The organism is Dactylosporangium sp. NPDC050688, from assembly GCF_040654515.1.
GTDB lineage: Bacteria > Actinomycetota > Actinomycetes > Mycobacteriales > Micromonosporaceae > Dactylosporangium.
The window spans coordinates 15446-33517 of record NZ_JBFAIC010000008.1; the positions used below are offsets into that span (position 1 = coordinate 15446).

16 protein-coding genes are annotated in these 18072 nt (G+C 72.7%); 6 read left to right on the forward strand and 10 right to left on the reverse strand.

Translation table 11 applies throughout. From position 1 onward, the window contains the following. Nucleotide 1 precedes the first annotated feature (1 nt). The gene (gene treZ, locus AB0H83_RS10205) at nucleotides 2–1717 is read left to right on the forward strand and encodes a malto-oligosyltrehalose trehalohydrolase (RefSeq protein ID WP_360090025.1); all 1716 of its coding nucleotides are present in this window, start codon (nucleotides 2–4) and stop codon (nucleotides 1715–1717) included. Nucleotides 1718–1744: 27 nt separating this feature from the next. Here treZ and AB0H83_RS10210 read toward each other — a convergent pair whose 3' ends face one another. Then, nucleotides 1745–2620, reverse strand: a complete 876-nt coding sequence (locus AB0H83_RS10210; RefSeq protein WP_360090028.1) for an SRPBCC domain-containing protein — start codon at nucleotides 2618–2620, stop codon at nucleotides 1745–1747. Then, the gene (locus AB0H83_RS10215; RefSeq protein WP_360090031.1) at nucleotides 2604–2954 is read right to left on the reverse strand and encodes a metalloregulator ArsR/SmtB family transcription factor; all 351 of its coding nucleotides are present in this window, start codon (nucleotides 2952–2954) and stop codon (nucleotides 2604–2606) included. The genes AB0H83_RS10210 and AB0H83_RS10215 overlap by 17 nt, the downstream gene beginning before the upstream one ends. A 130-nt stretch (nucleotides 2955–3084) precedes the next feature. Between AB0H83_RS10215 and AB0H83_RS10220 the strand changes: the two genes are divergently transcribed. Next, the gene (locus AB0H83_RS10220) at nucleotides 3085–3681 is read left to right on the forward strand and encodes a GNAT family N-acetyltransferase (protein WP_360090034.1); all 597 of its coding nucleotides are present in this window, start codon (nucleotides 3085–3087) and stop codon (nucleotides 3679–3681) included. 68 nt (nucleotides 3682–3749) lie between these two features. On the opposite strand, the gene AB0H83_RS10225 is transcribed toward AB0H83_RS10220, so the two are convergent. The 4 genes from AB0H83_RS10225 to ppk2 form a co-directional block, all read right to left on the reverse strand. After that, nucleotides 3750–5117 carry an SPFH domain-containing protein gene (locus AB0H83_RS10225; RefSeq protein ID WP_360090037.1) on the reverse strand — a complete coding sequence of 456 codons (1368 nt, stop codon included), beginning with the start codon at nucleotides 5115–5117 and terminating at the stop codon, nucleotides 3750–3752. Between the two features lie 101 nt (nucleotides 5118–5218). Beyond that, nucleotides 5219–6913 carry a 4-alpha-glucanotransferase gene (locus AB0H83_RS10230; RefSeq protein WP_360090040.1) on the reverse strand — a complete coding sequence of 565 codons (1695 nt, stop codon included), beginning with the start codon at nucleotides 6911–6913 and terminating at the stop codon, nucleotides 5219–5221. An 8-nt stretch (nucleotides 6914–6921) separates the two neighbouring features. Continuing rightward, a complete protein-coding gene (locus tag AB0H83_RS10235) occupies nucleotides 6922–7749 on the reverse strand; it encodes an MEDS domain-containing protein (RefSeq protein WP_360090043.1) in 828 nt (275 codons plus the stop codon). A 32-nt stretch (nucleotides 7750–7781) separates the two neighbouring features. After that, nucleotides 7782–8669: a polyphosphate kinase 2 gene (gene ppk2 / locus AB0H83_RS10240; RefSeq protein WP_360090046.1), complete on the reverse strand. Its 888-nt coding sequence runs from the start codon at nucleotides 8667–8669 to the stop codon at nucleotides 7782–7784. Nucleotides 8670–8936: 267 nt separating this feature from the next. Between ppk2 and AB0H83_RS10245 the strand changes: the two genes are divergently transcribed. Continuing rightward, nucleotides 8937–10583, forward strand: a complete 1647-nt coding sequence (locus AB0H83_RS10245; protein ID WP_360090049.1) for a substrate-binding domain-containing protein — start codon at nucleotides 8937–8939, stop codon at nucleotides 10581–10583. 4 nt (nucleotides 10584–10587) lie between these two features. On the opposite strand, the gene AB0H83_RS10250 is transcribed toward AB0H83_RS10245, so the two are convergent. Then, a complete protein-coding gene (locus AB0H83_RS10250; protein ID WP_360090052.1) occupies nucleotides 10588–12090 on the reverse strand; it encodes a M1 family metallopeptidase in 1503 nt (500 codons plus the stop codon). A gap of 17 nt (nucleotides 12091–12107) precedes the next feature. Then, a complete protein-coding gene (locus AB0H83_RS10255; RefSeq protein WP_360090055.1) occupies nucleotides 12108–12998 on the reverse strand; it encodes a metal ABC transporter substrate-binding protein in 891 nt (296 codons plus the stop codon). Between the two features lie 148 nt (nucleotides 12999–13146). On the opposite strand from AB0H83_RS10255, the gene AB0H83_RS10260 reads away from it, so the two are divergent. Continuing rightward, on the forward strand, nucleotides 13147–13782 hold the full coding sequence (locus AB0H83_RS10260; RefSeq protein WP_360090058.1) for a dihydrofolate reductase family protein: 636 nt from the start codon (nucleotides 13147–13149) through the stop codon (nucleotides 13780–13782). A gap of 35 nt (nucleotides 13783–13817) precedes the next feature. On the opposite strand, the gene AB0H83_RS10265 is transcribed toward AB0H83_RS10260, so the two are convergent. Then, complete coding sequence (locus tag AB0H83_RS10265; RefSeq protein ID WP_360090061.1) at nucleotides 13818–14321, reverse strand: GNAT family N-acetyltransferase; 504 nt, start codon at nucleotides 14319–14321, stop codon at nucleotides 13818–13820. Nucleotides 14322–14447: 126 nt separating this feature from the next. On the opposite strand from AB0H83_RS10265, the gene AB0H83_RS10270 reads away from it, so the two are divergent. Together AB0H83_RS10270 and AB0H83_RS10275 are read left to right on the forward strand one after the other, a co-directional pair. After that, complete coding sequence (locus tag AB0H83_RS10270; protein WP_360090064.1) at nucleotides 14448–15815, forward strand: cytochrome P450; 1368 nt, start codon at nucleotides 14448–14450, stop codon at nucleotides 15813–15815. Between the two features lie 17 nt (nucleotides 15816–15832). Then, nucleotides 15833–17266, forward strand: coding sequence for an MFS transporter (locus tag AB0H83_RS10275; protein WP_360090066.1), 1434 nt, complete (start codon nucleotides 15833–15835; stop codon nucleotides 17264–17266). 82 nt (nucleotides 17267–17348) lie between these two features. Here AB0H83_RS10275 and AB0H83_RS10280 read toward each other — a convergent pair whose 3' ends face one another. Continuing rightward, nucleotides 17349–18044 carry a helix-turn-helix domain-containing protein gene (locus AB0H83_RS10280; protein WP_360090069.1) on the reverse strand — a complete coding sequence of 232 codons (696 nt, stop codon included), beginning with the start codon at nucleotides 18042–18044 and terminating at the stop codon, nucleotides 17349–17351. Between the last annotated feature and the right edge of the window lie 28 nt (nucleotides 18045–18072).

An 18072-nucleotide genomic window follows, 5' to 3' on the forward strand; every position in this document is an offset into this window, starting at 1 on the left:
CGTGCACGAGTTCCGCGTCTGGGCCCCGGCGGCGGACACCGTCAGCCTGGCCACCGGCGGGTCGGCCCGTGTGTCGGCACTGCCCATGACCGCCGACACGGGCGGCTGGTGGACGCTGACGCTGCCCGACGCCGGCCACGGCACCGATTACGGGTTCGTGCTCGACGACGGCGACGTCATGCCCGACCCGCGCTCGCGCCGGCAGCCGCACGGCGTGCACGGCCTGAGCCAGGTGTACGAGCACGACCGGTACACCTGGCACGACGGCGGCTGGACCGGCCGGCAGCTGCCCGGCAGCGTCGTCTACGAGCTGCACGTGGGCACGTTCACCCCGGGCGGCACGTTCGACACCGCGATCGAGAAACTGCCCTACCTGCGCGACCTCGGCGTCGACCTGGTCGAACTGCTGCCCGTCAACACGTTCAACGGCGAATGGAACTGGGGCTACGACGGCGTCGGCTGGCACGCTGTCCAGGAGTCCTACGGCGGCCCCGACGGCCTGAAACGCTTCGTCGACGCCGCCCACGCCGCCGGCCTGGGCGTGATCATCGACGCGGTCTACAACCACTTCGGCCCGTCCGGCGCGTACACCCCGATGTTCGGGCCGTACCTGTCGGCCGGCGCGAACACGTGGGGCCGCTCGCTGAACCTCGACGAGGCCGACTCCGGCGAGGTCCGCGCGTTCATCATCGACAGCGCCCTGCAGTGGCTGCGCGACTACCACGCCGACGGCCTGCGCCTGGACGCCGTGCACGCCCTCGTCGACCGCGGCGCCACGCACCTGCTGGAGCAGCTCGCCGTCGAGGTCGACGCCCTGTCCACCGCGGTCGGCCGGCCGCTGTCGCTGATCGCCGAGTCCGACCTCAACGACGCCAGGCTCGTCACCGCCCGCGAGGGCGGCGGCTACGGCCTGCACGCCCAGTGGGACGACGACGTCCACCACGCGCTGCACGCCCTGCTCACCGGCGAGCGGCAGGGGTACTACGGCGACTTCGGCTCCCCCGCCTGCTTCGCCAAGGTGTGGACGTCGGCGTTCTTCCACGACGGCACCTGGTCGTCGTTCCGCCGGCGCCTGCACGGCCGGCCGGTCGACACCCGCCGCATCCCCGGCCACCGCTTCGTGGTCTGCCTGCAGAACCACGACCAGATCGGCAACCGCGCCGTCGGTGACCGGCTCACCGGGGTGCTGTCCCCCGGCCTGCTGAAGGTCGGCGCGACGCTGCTGCTCACGTCGCCGTTCACGCCGATGCTCTTCATGGGCGAGGAGTTCGCCGCCCGCACCCCGTGGCAGTTCTTCACCAGCCACCCCGAGCCCGAGCTGGCCGGCGCGGTCCGCGAGGGCCGGCGCGCGGAGTTCGCCGAGCACGGCTGGCCGCCCGGCGACGTGCCCGACCCGCAGGACCCGGCCACGTTCGAGCGCTCCCACCTGGACTGGTCCGCGCAGGACCCGGCGATGCTGGCGGTGTACCGGTCGCTGATCGCGCTGCGCAAGCGCCACCCGGCCCTGGCCGACCCGCGCCTGGACCGGGTCGAGGTCACCCACGACGACGGGGTGCTGCTGATCCGCCGCGGCCCGCACGTGGTGGCCGCGAACCTCACCGGCGACCCGCGCACCGTGCCGCTGTCCGCCGACTGCCTGCTCTTCACCACCGACGACACCGTGGTCCTGCAGACCGGCACCCTGACCCTGCCCCCGGAGTCCGCCGCGATCATCTGACCTGTGGGCCGGCCGGCCCACGCCGGGTCAGGGGCGGGGCGGGATCTCCTGCAGCAGCCAGGTGTTGCCGTCGGGGTCAGCGAAGGGGGCGTACAGGATACCGCCGAGGTCGTCGACGGTGCCGAGCGGCACGCCGCGGGCCAGCAGCAGCTCCCGGGACTTGTGGATGTCGGCGACGACGAGGTGCAGGCCGCGCAGGGTGCCCGCGGGCAGGTCGAGGCCCGGCAGGTCCTTGTACAGCACGATCGAGCAGGCCGAGCCGGGCGGGGTCAGCTGGGTCACGCGGGCGCCGTTGCCGGGCTGGACGTCGTGGTCGAGGTGGAAGCCGAGCAGGTCCACGTAGAAGGCGAGCGCGCGGTCGACGTCGGCGACGGGGACCGGCACGAGCTCGAGGCGCATGTCGGGCACGGGCGGCAGGTCGACGCCCTTCAGGTAGGTCTCGAGGGTGCCGAAGCCGGCCTCCATGCCTTCCTTCATCCCGGACTGCAGGGCGGCGTCGCGGGCCTCCTTCGACGGGTACCGCACCAGCGTGGTGATCAGGGTGTGGCTGCCGAACGCGGTCAGGGTCAGCGTGTTGAGCGTCTCGGGCCAGCCGGGGCCCCACGTCTCGGTGCTGACGACCCGCAGCGGGCGGTCGATCTCCTGGTAGGTCCCGGACAGGACCAGTTCGGCGTCGCCGTCGCCGCGCAGCACGTAGCGGAACGCGCCGCCGGGGCGCAGGTCGATCTCGCAGACCTGCATGCTCCAGCCGGGCGGGCCGGCCATCCAGTTGGGCAGGTGCTCGGGTTTGGTGTAGCAGTCGAACACCAGGGCGCGCGGCGCGGCGACGGTGCGCCGGATCTGGATCTCGGTGTCGCTGGGCAGCTCGAACGTGGTGACGCCGGGCTCATGCAGCAGGGTCATCGGGGCCGTCCTTCTGTTGCAGGGTCTTGAGATAGCTGTCGAGCCGGGCGTAGTTCTCGTCCCAGAACCGCCGGTACTGCTCGGCGAACTCCGTCACTTCGCGCATCGGTGCGGCCTCCAGCCGGCAGGGGCGCCACTGCGCCTCGCGGCCACGGCTGATCAGACCGGCCTGCTCGAGCACCCGCAGGTGTTTGGAGATCGCCGGGCCGCTCATGGCGAAGGGTGCGGACAGCTCCTTGACGGTGGCCTCGCCGCGGGTGAGCCGGGCGAGGATGGCGCGCCGGGTCGGGTCGGCGAGCGCCGCGAAGGTGGTGCTGAGCTGATCGGTGACCATCCGTTACCTCACCACTTGGTTATCTAACCTCCTGGTTATTCAAGCGTGCCGGGTACGCGCCGTCAAGCGGGACATGACCTCGCTCTGCCGGATGGCGCTTCGAAGCGGACCGTCGGGTAGCGTCTCGGGGATGTTCGGGCACGTGGCGGCGTCCGCCTTCAAGTGCGGCTTCGGCGGGTTCCACAGCGCGCGCTCGGCGCGGCTGGAGCTCACCGTCCCCCGGCGGCAGGAGCTCGTCGACGTGTGGGCGCAGCTCGCCGACCCGGAGGCCCGGTTCCGGCTCGGCTGGGGCGAGAACGGCCCGGTGGTCGAACGCGACGAGACCGACCCCATGGTGATCGCCGACACGGGCGCCGAGTTCGTCGGCCGGGACCCGCAGACGGGCATCGCCGTGGCCAGCGTCGGCTTCGGCCGCGGCGGCGACGGGTTCATGGAGGTGGGCGGCCTCGTCCACCCGGCGTTCCGGCGGTTCGGGTTCGGCCGGGAGGCCCTCGACCTCGTCTGCGCGTTCGCTCACCGGCACTTCGGCATCGTGGAGCTGCGTGCCCGGTGCGAGACCGACAACGAGGCCAGCCGGCGCTGGCTGGCGGCGGCCGGGTTCCTGCCGCTGGAAGGGATCTCGATGCACACGCTGCCCGACGGCCGCAGCATGGCGACGATCCGGTGGCGGCGCCTGGACCCGACGGCGCGCCACCGGTGCAAGCAGCCGTTCACCCCCGTCGAGTAGCCCTCGGCGCGCGAAGCCCCGAAACCCGGCCCGGTGCCGACCCCGCGCGGGGCCGGCACCGGCCGCGGCTACGGCTTCTTCAGCGTCGCCTGCAGCGCGCCGACCACACCGGCCAGCTCGGCGAGCAGCCCGCCGATGGTGCTGGTGTCGTTGCCGCCGATGGTGACGGCGCGCAGCTCCGCGGGCTTCGGCAGCTTCGCCACGATCTCGGGCAGCGCGTCGACGAGCTTCGCCTGGATGCTCTCCGCGGACTGGGCGTTGTCGATGTCGGCGCGCAGGCGGGTGCGCTCCAGGTCCAGCAGCGCCCGCTCGTGGGCGGCCCGGGCACGGACGGCCTCGACGGCCAGCTCGCCGTCGACGGTGAGGCGGCGCAGCTCGGTCTCGCGTTCGATGCGCAGCCGGCCGATCTCGGCCTCCTCGTCGGCCCGCTGCCGCTCCAGCGCCATCGCGTGGCGGGCCGTGGCGTCCTGCAGGTCGGCGAGGGCCCGGCTGTCCTCCTCCTGCCGCTGGGAGCGGCGCAGCTGCTCGCCGGCCTCCTGGTCGAACTGCAGCGCGGCGTTGCGGGCGCGCAACTCGGCCAGCTCCCGGTCGCTCTCGATCTGCTGGGTCTGGCGCAGCCGGGACGCGGCCAGCTCGCGGGCGCCGATCGCCTCGTCGGCGGCGACCTCCGCCAGCCGGGCGATGCGGCCCTGCTCGGAGCGGTACGGCTTCTGCAGGTTCTCCCACAGCCGCGCCGAGCTGACCACGGCCTCCTTGATCTGCACGGTGACGATGCGCAGGCCGAGACCGGCGGACGTGTCGGACGAGGTGCCCTCGGCGACGGCCCGCAGCCGGGCGGTCAGCTCCTCGATGATCGGCTGTTTGTCGCTGAGGACGTCGCTGACACCGAGAGTGGCGACCTTGTCCTTGATCGCGGCCTCGGCCTGCTCCTTGAGCTGCAGGTTGACCAGCCGCATCGGGTCCTCGGCGTCGCCGAAGTCGAGTTTGCGGTACGCGGTGGAGAAGTCCTCGATGATCCACTGCACGTACGCCTGGACGAGGACGCCCTGCAGCTCGCGGCAGATGCAGAAGGCGTTGATGAGGATGGTCTGCATCGCGCCGGGCACGACGAGGTAGGAGTCGGTCGCCGGGTTGTACCGGAACGACACGCCGAGCCCGACGTGCAGCGGTTCGCTGCGGCCGCGGCGGGTGTGCACGACGAACGCGTTCGGCGGGACGATGACGGTCTTCCACCGGCCGATGCCGGTGACCCGGACCTCGACCGCGTTCGGCGTCGGCTGGCCCGCCTGCTGCCGGTCCCGGCCCCGGGTCGGCCCGCCGGGGGCGGGCGCCTGCGCGGCCGGCGCCGGCGCGCTGCGTTTGGAGCGCAGGTCCGCCTCGAGGCGTTCCTGTTGTGCGACGACCTGCTGAAGGTACTGGTTCCCGCTCGACGACATCCGCCCGCTCCCTGACCGTGGAACTCACTGTGGGGATTCCGGGCACCCATATTGGCCAACCCCGTCAAGGGTCGCCATCGAAAAACGCCACCGGCGAAGCCCTACGCGTTGAACAGGTCCGCGATCTGCTTCATCCGCGCGTCGGCGGTCAGGTCCTCCAGCGTCAGCGGCAGCGGCACCCGCCAGTTCGGGTACTGCGTCGTGGTCCCCGGCAGGTTCGGCTGGCGGACCTCGCCGAGCACGTCGTACGGGGAGGCGAGCACGATCCGGCAGGGGGTGCGCCGCAGCAGCTGGTGCATCGCCAGGACGATCTCCTCGTCGGTGCTGTCGGGGCCGGTGAGCCCCTCGGCGTCGAGCAGGTCGAGCAGCGCGGTGCGGTCGGCGGTCGCGGCCGCCCACTCGACCTTGACGTCGCGGGTGAGGACGCCGGCCTCGGCGCGGGCCAGGACGTGCTCGCCGGACAGGAACCCGGCGGCGGTCGGCAGGTCGTGGGTGGAGATGCTGGCCATCGCGTTGGCGGGCCAGTCACCGGGCGGCAGGAACCGGCCGTCGTCGTCGCGGGTGAACCACAGCACGGCCGAGCCGAGGATGTTGCGCTCCTGCAGGGTCCTGGTGACGACGTCCTCGACGGTGCCGAGGTCCTCGCCGACGACGACGGCGCCGGCCAGCTTCGCCTCCTCGACGAGGATGCCGAGCATGGCCGCGTCGTCGTAGTACACGTACGTGCCCTGCGCGGGGCTCTGACCGGGCGGCACCCACCACAGCCGCCACAGCCCGGCGACGTGGTCGACGCGCAGCCCGCCGGCGCGGCGGAAGATCTCCCGCAGCAGGGTCCGCCAGGCGGCGTAGCCGGTTTCGGCGAGCCGGTCGGGGCTCCACGTGGCCAGCCCCCAGTCCTGGCCCTGCTGGTTGAACGCGTCGGGCGGCGCGCCGACCTTCGCGCCGGCGGCGATGACGTCCTGCAGGATCCAGGCGTCGGCGCCGCCGGGGTCGATGCCGACGGCGAGGTCGTGGATGATCCCGACGCTCATGCCGTCGGCGGCGGCGTTCGCCGCGGCGAGCTGCTGCGTGCAGCGCCGCTGCAGCCACGTGTGGAAGGCGACGGCGGCCGGGTCGGCGGCGGCGTAGGCGGCGGGCCCGGGGCGGCGCAGCTCGGCGGGCCAGGTCCGCCAGTCGGGGCCGTGGTCGGCGACGAGCGCGCAGTAGACCGCGAAGTCGGTGAGGTCGGAGCGTTCCGCCGGCACCGCGGCGCCGCCGGTGGGGCGCAGCAGGGCGAGCGCGGCCCGTTTCGCCCGCCACACCCCGTCGTAGTCGATCAGCCCGTCGGCCGGTGGCACGGGGCGCAGGGCGTCCACCGACGCGCGCACCGCGCCGGTGGCGTCGCGGTACTCGGGCAGGTCGGTGATGCGCAGGTACAGCGGGTTCACGAACCGCCGCGACGACGGCGAGTACGGTGAGGCGGGCAGCGGGTCGACGGGCGCGACCGCGTGCAGCGGGTTGACGAGGACCGCCCCGGCGCCGGTCGACTTCGCCCAGCGGGTGAACGCGGCGAGGTCGGCGAAGTCGCCGACGCCCCAGGAGCCGGCCGAGCGCAGCCCGTACAGCTGCAGCATCCAGCCCCAGGTGCGCGGCACCTCAGGCAGTGGACCGGCCGGGTGGACCGGCGCGGCGGCGGCCGGGTCCGCGGGCGGTCCGAGCAGCGACAGCACCGTCTGCACGACGGCGGGGTCGATGTCGACGCGCTGCCCGGAGGAGGTCTCGTAATAGGTCGCGACACCGCGGTGGAAGCCTGGCACGCGTGCAGTCATACCCCGCTGACCTGGTCGCGAAGCACGAGACTCGGCACGGCGTCGGCGCCGACCAGGCTGAGGGCCTGCCGCACGCCGCGGGTGCAGCGCACCACGGTGTGCCGGGTCGGCCGGGAGGCGGCGAACCGGACGATGGCGCCGGCCCCGGCCGCGTCGAGGAAGCGCAGGTCGCTGGCGTCGAGCAGGACGGTGCTGTCGACCTCGGCGACGATGTCGAGGATGGACGGCAGGGCGGCGCCGTTGGAGGCGTCGAGCTCGCCGGACAGCCGCAGGTGCGCGCCCCAGCCACCGAGAGTGAAGCGCAGCAGCGGCCCGGGGTGCACCGCGCCGATGGCGGCGAGCGCCTCCTTGCCGAAGCGGCGGCGGTCGTACAGGCACAGCCCGGCGATGCGCCCGTCGCCGAAGAACCGGTTGACGGCCGACTCGTAACGCAGCAGCTCCTCGGTGTCGAACCCGGCCCGCAGCGCCCACGTCATCTTCCCGGCGACGAACAGGCCCCGCTGGCCGTCGGCGTACGCCTGGTCGCGCACGGCGGCGAGCCCGTCGAGCAGTTGCTGGACCCCGGCGGGCCCGGCCGGCACGTCGAAGCCGGCGCCGTACAGGGTGATGAGCAGCTGTCCGGGCTCGGCGTCGGGGGCGGACGCGGTCAGGTGCCGGGCCAGGTCCGCGTCGTCGGCGTCCAGGAAGACCGCCACCCGCTGCCCGGGGCGGACCCCGGTCCGCACGTAGCCGGTCAGCAGGTCCCGGCACTCGTCGTCGGTGGAGTACATGGCGCTGACGTGCTCACCCAGCCGCCATGATCGATCTTCGCGCCCCTCCGACACCTCCCCAGGGTATGAAGAAACGCGATGCTGCACTAGAGCCTGGGCGCGTCGTCGACGGTCTCGTCGGCGAGGGCGGCGGGGCCGACGATCAGCGGATCCGGGGTGCCGACCAGGCGGACGTCCTTGTTCTCGTAGTCGAACCGGTTGAGCACGTGCCGCATCGCCTCGATCCGGGCGCGCTTCTTGTCGTTGGACTTGACCACGGTCCAGGGCGCGTCGGCGGTGTCGGTGTAGAAGAACATCGCCTCCTTCGCCTCCGTGTAGTCGTCCCACTTGTCCAGCGAGGCGAGGTCCATCGGCGAGAGCTTCCACTGCCGGACCGGGTCGACCTGCCGGATCAGGAAGCGGGTCCGCTGCTCGTTGCGCGACACCGAGAACCAGAACTTCACCAGGTTGATCCCGGAGCGCACCAGCATCCGCTCCAGCTCCGGCGCCTCCCGCATGAACTCCAGGTATTCCGCGCGGGTGCAGAACCCCATCACCCGCTCCACACCGGCCCGGTTGTACCAGGAGCGGTCGAACAGCACGAACTCCCCGGCGGCCGGCAGGTACTGCACGTACCGCTGGAAGTACCACTGGGTCGCCTCGCGCTCGCTGGGCTTCTCCAGCGCCACGACCCGGGCGCCGCGCGGGTTGAGGTGCTCCATGAACCGTTTGATGGTGCCGCCCTTGCCCGCGGCGTCGCGGCCCTCGAACAGGATCACCAGCCGATCGCCGCGGGACTTCAGCGTGTTCTGCAGCTTCAGCAGCTCGATCTGCAGCAGGCGCTTGGTCCGGTCGTACTCGTCGCGGGTCATCCGCTCGTCGTACGGGTACTCCTCATGCCACGTGTCGACCGGCCGACCGTCCTTGCGCAGCAGCACGGGGTCATCGTCGTCGTCGTCCTCGACGATGTAGTCATCCAGCGACAGGTCAGCCATGCCACTGATGTACCCCCCTCGCCCGGCGTTTCACCACCGCCGGCGTTTGAACAGCACGTTACTGGTACCCGCGGATCTCCTTGAACGCGGCGGGCAGCGCGCCGCCCGCCCGGGCGGGTCCACGCCGCCGGTGACCGTCCGGCCGGTGCCCCTGGCTGAACGGCTCAGGGTACCGGCCGGACGGTCGGGCGGTACCGGAATCCGCCCCGCTCAATGGCATACTTTCCCGCGGTCCACCCCCTCTGACCTCGCGGATGGTTCGAAACCATGGGCAAGCACCAGACCGGCCACATCGTCGGTTCACTGCTGCGCGGGCTCGTCCTGCTCCTCGCCGTCGGTCTCGTCGCCGCCGCCGGCTGGTTCGTCCTGCACAACAACAGCGCCAACCGCGCCGGTGGCTGCCCCACCACCCTGCACGTGGTCACCGCCTCCTCGTTCACCACCGTCGTCTCCGCCGCCGGGCGCACCCTGCGGGCCGGCAAGGACTGCGTCCTCGTCGACACCACCAGCACCGACGGCCGCCCCGCCGCCGGGCAGCTCACCCAGAGCCGCGCCGACCTGTGGATCCCCGACGACGCCGCCTGGGACGTCATCGCCCCGCCGCAGTTCCTGGCCAGCAAGGGCATCCTCAACGCCTACGCCACGCTCGCGACCAGCCCCATCTACATGGTCACCGACCCCGCCACCGGCGACCGGATCAACGCCGGCGGCGGCAGCTGGCTCGCCCTGTCCGGCCTGCTCAACACCAAGGGCTCCGGGGTCAGGATGGTCGTGCGCAACCCCGCCATGTCCGGCGACGGCATGGTCGCCGCCGGCGCCGTCGGCGAGGCCGTCTGGCTGGAGCGCGGCATGGACGCCTCCTCGCTCGTGCTCACCAACGTCCTCGGCGTGACCCGCACCGTCAACCACGACCTCGCCGCCGTCCCCGACACCCCCGGCGAGGTCGGCCTCGTCCCCGAGTACGCGCTGCTGGCCACGCTGCGGCTGGCCAACTCCGAACGCCGGTACATCATCGGCACCGACCACACCGCCCTGCTGCGCTACACCTGGCTGCCGTCCGCGGCCGCCGCCGCCGACCCGAAGAAGGCCGCCGCGCTGCGCCGCCTCTTCACCGCGTTCACCAGCCCCGAAGGCAGCCGCGCCATCGCCGAGGCCGGCCTGCGCGGCCCCGACAACATCCGGCCGATCTTCGACGGCGCCAACGTGCTGCCCGAGCCGACCGCCAAACCCTTCGAGGTGCTCCAGCCGCACCACGTCCAGCACATCTTCGCCACCTGGGACCCCGAGGACCGCCGCAGCAACCTGCTGATCATCGTCGACATCGCGGCCAACGGCGCCGGCTCCGCTCCCACCACCGGCACCTCACCGTCGCCCGGCAACAAGGTCGCACCGATCGAGGTGCTCCGCGACGGCTGCCTCGTGCTCGGCGGCCTCATGCCCGTCGGCTCCCGCCTCGGCCTGTGGGAGGTCAGCCCGGGTACGCCCGGCTACCGCAAGCTCATGCCCACCGACCGCCTCGACGACGCCAGCCGCGCCGCGTTCGGCAAGCAGGTCGGCAAGCTCGCCGCGCACAAGCCGGGCCCCGGCCTCTTCGACGCCATCGTCGCCGGGTACCAGTCCGTCCGCGACGACTACCACGACGACATGTTCAACCAGGTCCTCGTCCTCACCGACGACCAGAACAAGGACAGCGTCAACACCCAGGCCGTCAAGGACCTCGTGCAGAAGCTCACCGCCCTGCAGGACCCCGAGAAACCGGTCAAGGTCAGCATCGTCGTGCTCGGCAAGAAGGACTCCGCCGACCGGCTCAAGGAGGCCCTCAAGCCGGTCGACGCGTACGTCGACAACGCCCTGCAGACCAGCGACGTGCAGGCCGCGTTCATCCACGTCGTCGCCGGCGGCCTGCACGAGTAAGCGGCTACGCCGGGGTGGTCGGCGAGTCCAGCCACGCGTCGATCAGCCCGGTGAAGTCGCGGCCGGTCTGCCGGTTCACGAACGCAGTGAACGCCACCCGGTCCTGCGCCGTGCCCGCGTGCTGCGACACCCACGCCCTGGCCAGGGCGAAGAACGCCGGCCCGCCCAGCGCCTTGTGCAGCTCGTACAGCATGAGCGCCGGGCACACGTACACGTTGCCCTCCGCGAAACGGTCGGCCTGCGGGTTGCCGGGCGGCCCCAGCTCCTGCCGCGCCTCCGCGTCGCGCTGCCGGGCCCGCTTCGCCCACGCCTCCATGCCGGTGTTGTCGCGCTCAGCGGTGTACAGCGCCTCCGCGTAGGTCGCCCAGCCCTCGTTGAGCCACACGTCCTTCCACTGCGACGGGCCGACCGTGTTGCCGAACCACTGGTGCGCGTACTCGTGCAGCATGACCGCGTCCAGCGCCGACGGGTACTTGCCGAGGCTGCCGCCGACCGTGACCATCTGCTGCGTCTCCATCGCCGAGTCCGACGGCACGACCACCACGCCGGCGCTGGCGAACGGGTACCGCCCGAACCGCGACTCCAGCCAGCGCAGCTGCTCCGGCGCCTTGCGCAGCACCGGCAGCATCGCGTCGTCGACCCCCGGCCGGGTCCACAGCGTGATCGGCAGGTCCCGCGGGCCGGCGAGCCGATCCTGCTGGTACTGCCCGACGGCCAGGGTCGTCAGGTAGGTGGCGACCGGCCGGTCCGACGAGTAGGTGAACGTGCTGCCCCGCACGGTCCCGGGGGTACCGCCGGCCACCGCCTCCCAGCCCTCCGGGACGGTGACGGAGATGTCGTACAGCGCCTTGTCCGACGGCTGGTCGTTCGACGGGTACCAGGTCGACGCGCCGTACGGCTCCTGCATCGTCCACAGCCCGCCGTCGGCGGTGACCGTCAGCCCGAGCGGCTCGGCGTCGCCGCGGTGCGACGGCATCGGCACGGGCGCCGGCGTGCCCTGGTAGCGCACCTCGAGGGTGAGCGTCGAGCCGGGCGTCACCGCACGGTCGACGATCAGCTTGCCGCCGCCGACCCGGCCGGGTGCCGCGGCGCCGTCGACCGTCGTAGCCGTCACCGTGTACGGGCCGCTCAGGTCCAGCCGCAGCGCCTGGTCCGCGCGCAGCACCCGCAGCTTCAGCGTCGCCGTGCCCGTCAGCGTCTTCGTCGACGGCGCCCAGGTCAGCGCCAGCCCGTAGTGCAGCACGTCGATGCCGGGGTTGCCGTACGCCGGGTACAGCGGGTCGGCGACCGGGGTGGACGTGCCGTCGCGGTTGCCTGCGTCCAGCTGCTGCGGGGAGCCCAGCGTGCGGGCCTGGCCCGGGGCGGTGCAGCCGGCCAGGACCGCGAGGGCCGCCAGGGCGGCGACGATCCTGGGCGCGCGGCGGCGCCCTGCGGTGCTGTCGTGTGCGGTGCTGTCGTGTGCGGTGCTGTCGTGTGCGGTGCTGTGGTGGCTCGGGGGGCGATGCACCGGGCCAAGCATATGACTCAGGTGCATCCGAGCGCTTCACGCAGCGCGGCGAGGTTGCGCACCATGACCGAGACGTAGTCGCTGCCGTCCTCGACGCCCTCGATCGGGTCGAGCACCGCGGCCTTCACGCCGATCTCCTTCGCCACCGTCTCCGCCAGCTTCGGGCTGACCAGGGTCTCGAAGAAGATGGTGGTCACGCCCTTCTCCTTGGCCAGGGCGGCGACCTGCGACACCCGCTGCGGGCTCGGCTCCTCGTCCGGGTCCAGGCCGCTGATCGGCACCTGCGTCAGGTGGTACCGGGCGGCGAGGTACCCGAACGCCGCGTGGCTGGTCACGATCTCCCGCCGGGCGCAGGTCTGCAGGCCGGCCGCGTACTCCTCGTCGAGGCGGCGCAGCTCGTCCTGCAGCTGCGCGGCCCGCACCCTGATCGCGTCGGCGCCGGCCGGGTCGACAGCGGCGATACGCTCGGCCAGCTTGCCGACGATGACCGCGAACCGGACCGGGTCGAGCCAGACGTGCGGGTCGCCGCCGTGCTCGCCGCCGGCCGCCAGCTGCTCGACCGCCGCGACGTCGAACGCCTTGTCCTTCGCCTGCAGCCGGACCGCCTCGTCGACCGACGGCTGGAACCCGGCGAGGTACACCACCAGGGCCGCGTCGCTGATCTGCGCCAGCTGGCTCGGCTTGAGCTCCAGATCGTGCGGCTCGGCGCCGCCCTGGGTCAGGTTGGTGACCACCGCGCTCTCCGCGCCGATCCGCTCGCTCATGTACTGCAGCGGGTAGAACCCGGCCACGATGCGCAGCCTGCCGTCCGCCTGCCGCTGCTCGGCCGGCTCGCCGCCGCCGCAGGCGGCGGTGCTCAGCAACAGGGACCCGGCGGTGAGACCGGCAAGAACGGCACGACGCAGCATGATCCCATCCTCGGGGCAGTTGACAATGATTGTCAAAAACGCATGGTTGTGGCCGTCACGTCGTGCTAAGCTTCCTAGGACACTAGCCCGAAGACTTCGCGGGCCGTTTTCGACCTGTCGGTGACACCGTTGCGAAAGGATCATGAGCATGCTGCGTGTGCACAACTTCAGCGTCTCGGTCGACGGCTACGGCGCAGGAGCCGGCCAGAGCCCCGGCGACCCGCTCGGCGCCGGCGGCGAGCGGCTGCACGACTGGATGTTCCGGACCCGCACCGGCCGGCGCATGCTCGGCGAGGAGGGCGGCAGCGAGGGCGTCGACGACGAGATGGTGCGGGCCGGCGAGACCGGCATCGGCGCCACCGTCATGGGCCGCAACATGTTCGGGCCGGTGCGCGGGGCGTGGGCACCCGACGAGTCCTGGACCGGCTGGTGGGGCGCCGACCCGCCCTTCCACCACCCGGTGTTCGTGCTGACCCGGCACGCCCGGCCCAGCGTGACGATGCAGGGCGGCACCGTCTTCCACTTCGTCACCGGCGGCATCGAGGCCGCCCTGGCGCAGGCCGTCGACGCCGCCGGCGGGCTCGACGTGCGGCTCGGCGGCGGCGTGTCCACCGTCCAGGAGTTCCTGCGCGCCGGCCTGGTCGACCAGCTGCACCTGGCGATCGTCCCGGTCGTGCTCGGCCGCGGCGAGCGGCTCTTCACCGATGGGCTCACCGACGGCTACACGTGCACCCGCATGGCCGCCTCCGACGCCGCCACGCACATGATCCTCACCCGGTCATGACCACGGTCCGGTCAGTCCGCCGGCCCGTCCGCCGGTCAGTCTGCCGGCGCGTCCGGCGGTGCGGGCAGGGTGACGGCGAACTGGCGGGCGGTGAGGCCGTACCAGCGGTCGGTCAGCCCCTCGTCGGTCATGCCGAGCCGGGTGGCGACCGCCTGCGAGGCGAGGTTGTCCTCGTCGGTGAGGGCGAGCACCCGGCCGCCGGTGCGCGACAGCAGCTCGCGGGCCGCCCGGGTGGCGAGGCCCTTGCCCTGGTGGTCGGGGTGCAGGTGCCAGCCGATCTCCACCTCGCCGGTGTCCCCCGACGCGTCCTGCAGGGGCAGCAGGAGCACCGTGCCCACCGGCACGCCGTCGACGTCGATCGCCCAGTAGCCCTTCGGACCGTCCTCCCGGGCCCGGAGCCGCGCCAGCCTGGCCAGAGCCTCCTCCCGGTCCGCGACCACCCGCCGCGGGTGCGCGCCCAGATGGCGCATCACCTCCCAGCGGGAGTAGATGTCGTAGAAGGCCTCGACGTCGTCGTCCGTCCACCGCCGCAATCGCATGCCGATCATGATGCACCGTTCGTCACCACCGGGTAACCAGGGGGACATCGGTGGACCGACCGTGTTCGATATGATCCGCAGCGTTTTGCCGCGACCGTGTTGCCGAGCCCTGGAGGGCCGACGCTCATGACCGTCACCGAGACAGCCCCGGCACCGGCGCGGCAGATCCCGCTCGTCAAGGGGCGGCCCGTCGTCGGCAACGCGCTGGAGCTGGCCAAGGACCCGGCGCGGTTCTTCGCCCGGGCCTACCGCGAGCACGGCCCCGTCTACCGGATCAAGCTGTTCAACCGGACCTACCCGGTCCTCGCCGGCGCCGACGCGGCCAACTTCATGGGCTCCCGTGAGGGCCGGGAATGCCTGCGCTCCAAGGAGTTCTGGCAGGGCTTCCTCGACGAGTACGGCGGCACCCGCACCATCCTCGGCGAGGACGGCGACAGCCACAAGGAGCTGCGCGACATCATGCGCCGCGGCTACTCCCGCGACGCCATCAAGGGTCGCGGCGACGAGCTCGTCGCGATCACCGACCGGGTCCTGGAGCGCGACTGGCGGGCCGGGAAGTCCGTCCCCGTCGTGCACGCCCTGCAGTACATGGTCACCGACCAGCTCGGCACGATCCTCACCGGCAACGCGCCGCTGGAGTACGTGCCCGACATCCGCACCATGACGCTGTACACGCTCAACGTCCTGGTCACCAGGCAGCGGCCGAAGATCCTGCTCAAGCACCCGAAGTACCGCAGGGCCCGGTCGCGGGTGTTCGAGCTCGCCGACAGGATGGTCGCCGAGCTGCGCGCCGGCGCCGGCGGCAAGCCCGAGCAGGAGCGCAACCTGGTCGAGGACCTCATGGACGTGCACCTCAACCGCGAGGGCGTCCTGCCGGCCAGCGACCTCACCATGGCGCTGACCGGGCCGTACGTGGCAGGGCTGGACACGGTGGCCAACACGACCGCCGCGTTCATCTACTCGGTCCTCAAGCACCCCGAGGTCCTGGCGAAGGTCCAGGCCGAGGCCGACGCCCTGTTCGCCGGCGGCAGCATCACCGACGACGACCTGCGCAGGATCCCCTCGATCCGCTACGCGCTCATGGAGGCGATGCGCCTCTACCCGATCGCGGTCGCGCTGACCCGGACCGCGACGCGGGACTTCGAGTTCGGCGGGTACACCGTCAAGGAGGGCGAGATGGTGTACCTCGCGACGACCGTGCCGCACTTCCTCGACGAGTACTTCCCCGACCCCGACACGTTCGACATCGGCCGGTACGAGAAGCCCCGCGCCGAGCACCTGCGGCCGGGCGCGTACTCGCCGTACGGGCGGGGGCCGCACACGTGCCTGGGCAAGAGCTTCGCCGACGTGCAGATGGCCCTGTCGATGGCGCGCGTGTTCCACCGGCTCGACCTGGAGCTCGACCCGCCCGGCTACACCCTCGTCACCAAGACCGCGCCGACGCCCGGCCCGGCGATGAGCTTCAAGGTGAAAGTGAAGGGCTACCGGCATTAGCCGTTAGGTTCGTGCGCATGGCATCACTCGCGTACGGCAGCGCGGCCGGGCGCTGGGTCCTCGCCGCGACGATCCTCGGCTCCGGCATCGCGGCGATCGACGCGACCGTCGTGGGCATCGCGCTGCCGGCGATCGGCCGCTCGTTCGGCACCGACCTGCAGACGCTGCAGTGGGTGGTCACCTCCTACACGCTCGCCCTGGCCGGGCTGCTGCTCATCGCCGGGGCGCTCGGCGACCGGTACGGGCGCCGGCGGGTCTTCCTCATCGGCGTCACCTGGTTCGCGCTCGCGTCGGTGCTGTGCGGCGTGGCGCCGGACGCGCCGACCCTCATCGCCGCACGGGCGCTGCAGGGCGTGGGCGCGGCCCTGCTCACCCCGGGCAGCCTCGCGATCCTGCAGGCGTCGTTCCACCCCGACGACCGCAGCCGGGCCATCGGCGCCTGGTCCGGCCTCGGCGGCGTCGCCACCGCCATCGGCCCGTTCCTCGGCGGCTGGCTCGTCGGCGCCGCGTCCTGGCGGCTGATCTTCGCGATCAACGTCCCCATCGCCGCCGCCGTGCTGCTGATCGCCTGGCGGCACGTCCCGGAGTCCCGCGACACCACCGCCACCGGCCGCGTCGACGTCACCGGCGGCATCCTGGTCACCCTCGGCCTGGTCGGCGTCACGTACGGCCTGATCGACGGCTTCTCCCCCGTGCCCCTCACCGCCGGCGCGCTGGTGCTGGCCGCGTTCGGGTGGTGGGAGCGGCGCACCGCCCACCCGATGCTGCCGCTGGACCTGTTCGCCTCCGCCCAGTTCAGCGCCACCAACGCCGTCACGTTCGTGGTGTACGGCGCCATCGGCGGCGCGCTGTTCCTGCTGCCGATCCAGCTGCAGCAGGCCGCCGGGTACACACCGCTGCAGGCCGGCGTGTCGCTGCTGCCGATCACGGTCATCATGCTGCTGCTGTCGGCCCGCTCCGGCGCCCTGGCCGGGCGCATCGGGCCCCGCCTGCAGATGAGCGCCGGGCCGGTGGTCGTCGGCGCCGGGATGGCGCTGTTCACCCGCGTCGGCACCGACGGGTCGTACATCTCCGACGTCCTGCCCGCCGTCGTCGTCCTCGGCCTGGGGCTCGCCACGACCGTCGCGCCGCTCACCGCCACCGCGCTGTCCTCGGCGCGGGCCAGCCACGCCGGCATGGCCTCCGCCGTGAACAACGACGTCGCGCGGGCGGCCGGGCTCATCGCGGTGGCCGTGCTGCCGGCGGCGGCCGGGATCAGCGGGACGGCGTACCTGCACCCGGACGAGCTCTCCACCGGCTTCCACACGGCGGTGCTGATCTGCGCGGGGCTGTGCGTGCTGGCGGGGGCGCTGGCCGCGGTGACGATCCGCAACCCGGCGCAGCCGCCGGCGGTCCGGGCTGCGCCACGGCACTGCGCCGTCGACGCTCCGCCGCCTGCCGCTGCGCGGTGAGCTTTGCGCTTTGGGGAGTCAGTTCAGCAGACCGCTGCGCTTTTGGGGGGTCAGTTCAGCAGACCGCTGCGCTTTTGGGGGGTCAGTTCAGCAGACCGCGCAGGACGCCGCGGACGGTGCGTTCGAACAGGTCCGGCGCCTCCGGCGGGGGCGCCGGGTCGGTGAACGCCGCCGTCAGGTGCGGGTGCGCCACCGGGTCGACCATGGCGAACAGCTGCGCCGCCACGGCCTGCTGCCGCTGGACCGCCTGCGGGTCGTCGGCCGGCGGGTTCATCGGTGTCGGCGTGGCGAACAGCGACACCAGGCCGGTCAGCACCGCCACCGCCTCCATCTTCACGCTCGCCGCCTCGGGCAGCGGTGCCATGATCGCCAGGCAGCGCTCGAAGTGTGCGACGGTGTTCGGCCCGAATGCGCCCACCCGGCGGGCCGCCTCGCTCAGCCAGGGGTGGCGGCGGTAGAGGGCCAGCTGGTCGCGGGCGACGCCGACGAGGCCGTCGAGCCAGTCGCCGGCGGCCGGGGCGCCGGGCGGCAGCTCGCCCAGCGCCGCGTCGACCATGAGGTCGAGCAGGTCGTCGCGGGAGGACAGGTACCGGTACAGCGAACCGGCGCCGGTGTCCAGCGCGGCGGCGACGGCCCGCATCGACACGGCGGCCAGCCCGCCCTGGTCGGCGAGGACCGTGGCGGCGGCGACGATCTCGGCGCGGCTGTGCTGCGGGACCGGGCCCCGGGACCGGCGGTCGGGCCGGGTCCAGACCGGCTCCCGGGACGTTGCGGACATGCCGGCAAGCATAAATCGCAAACGTCGT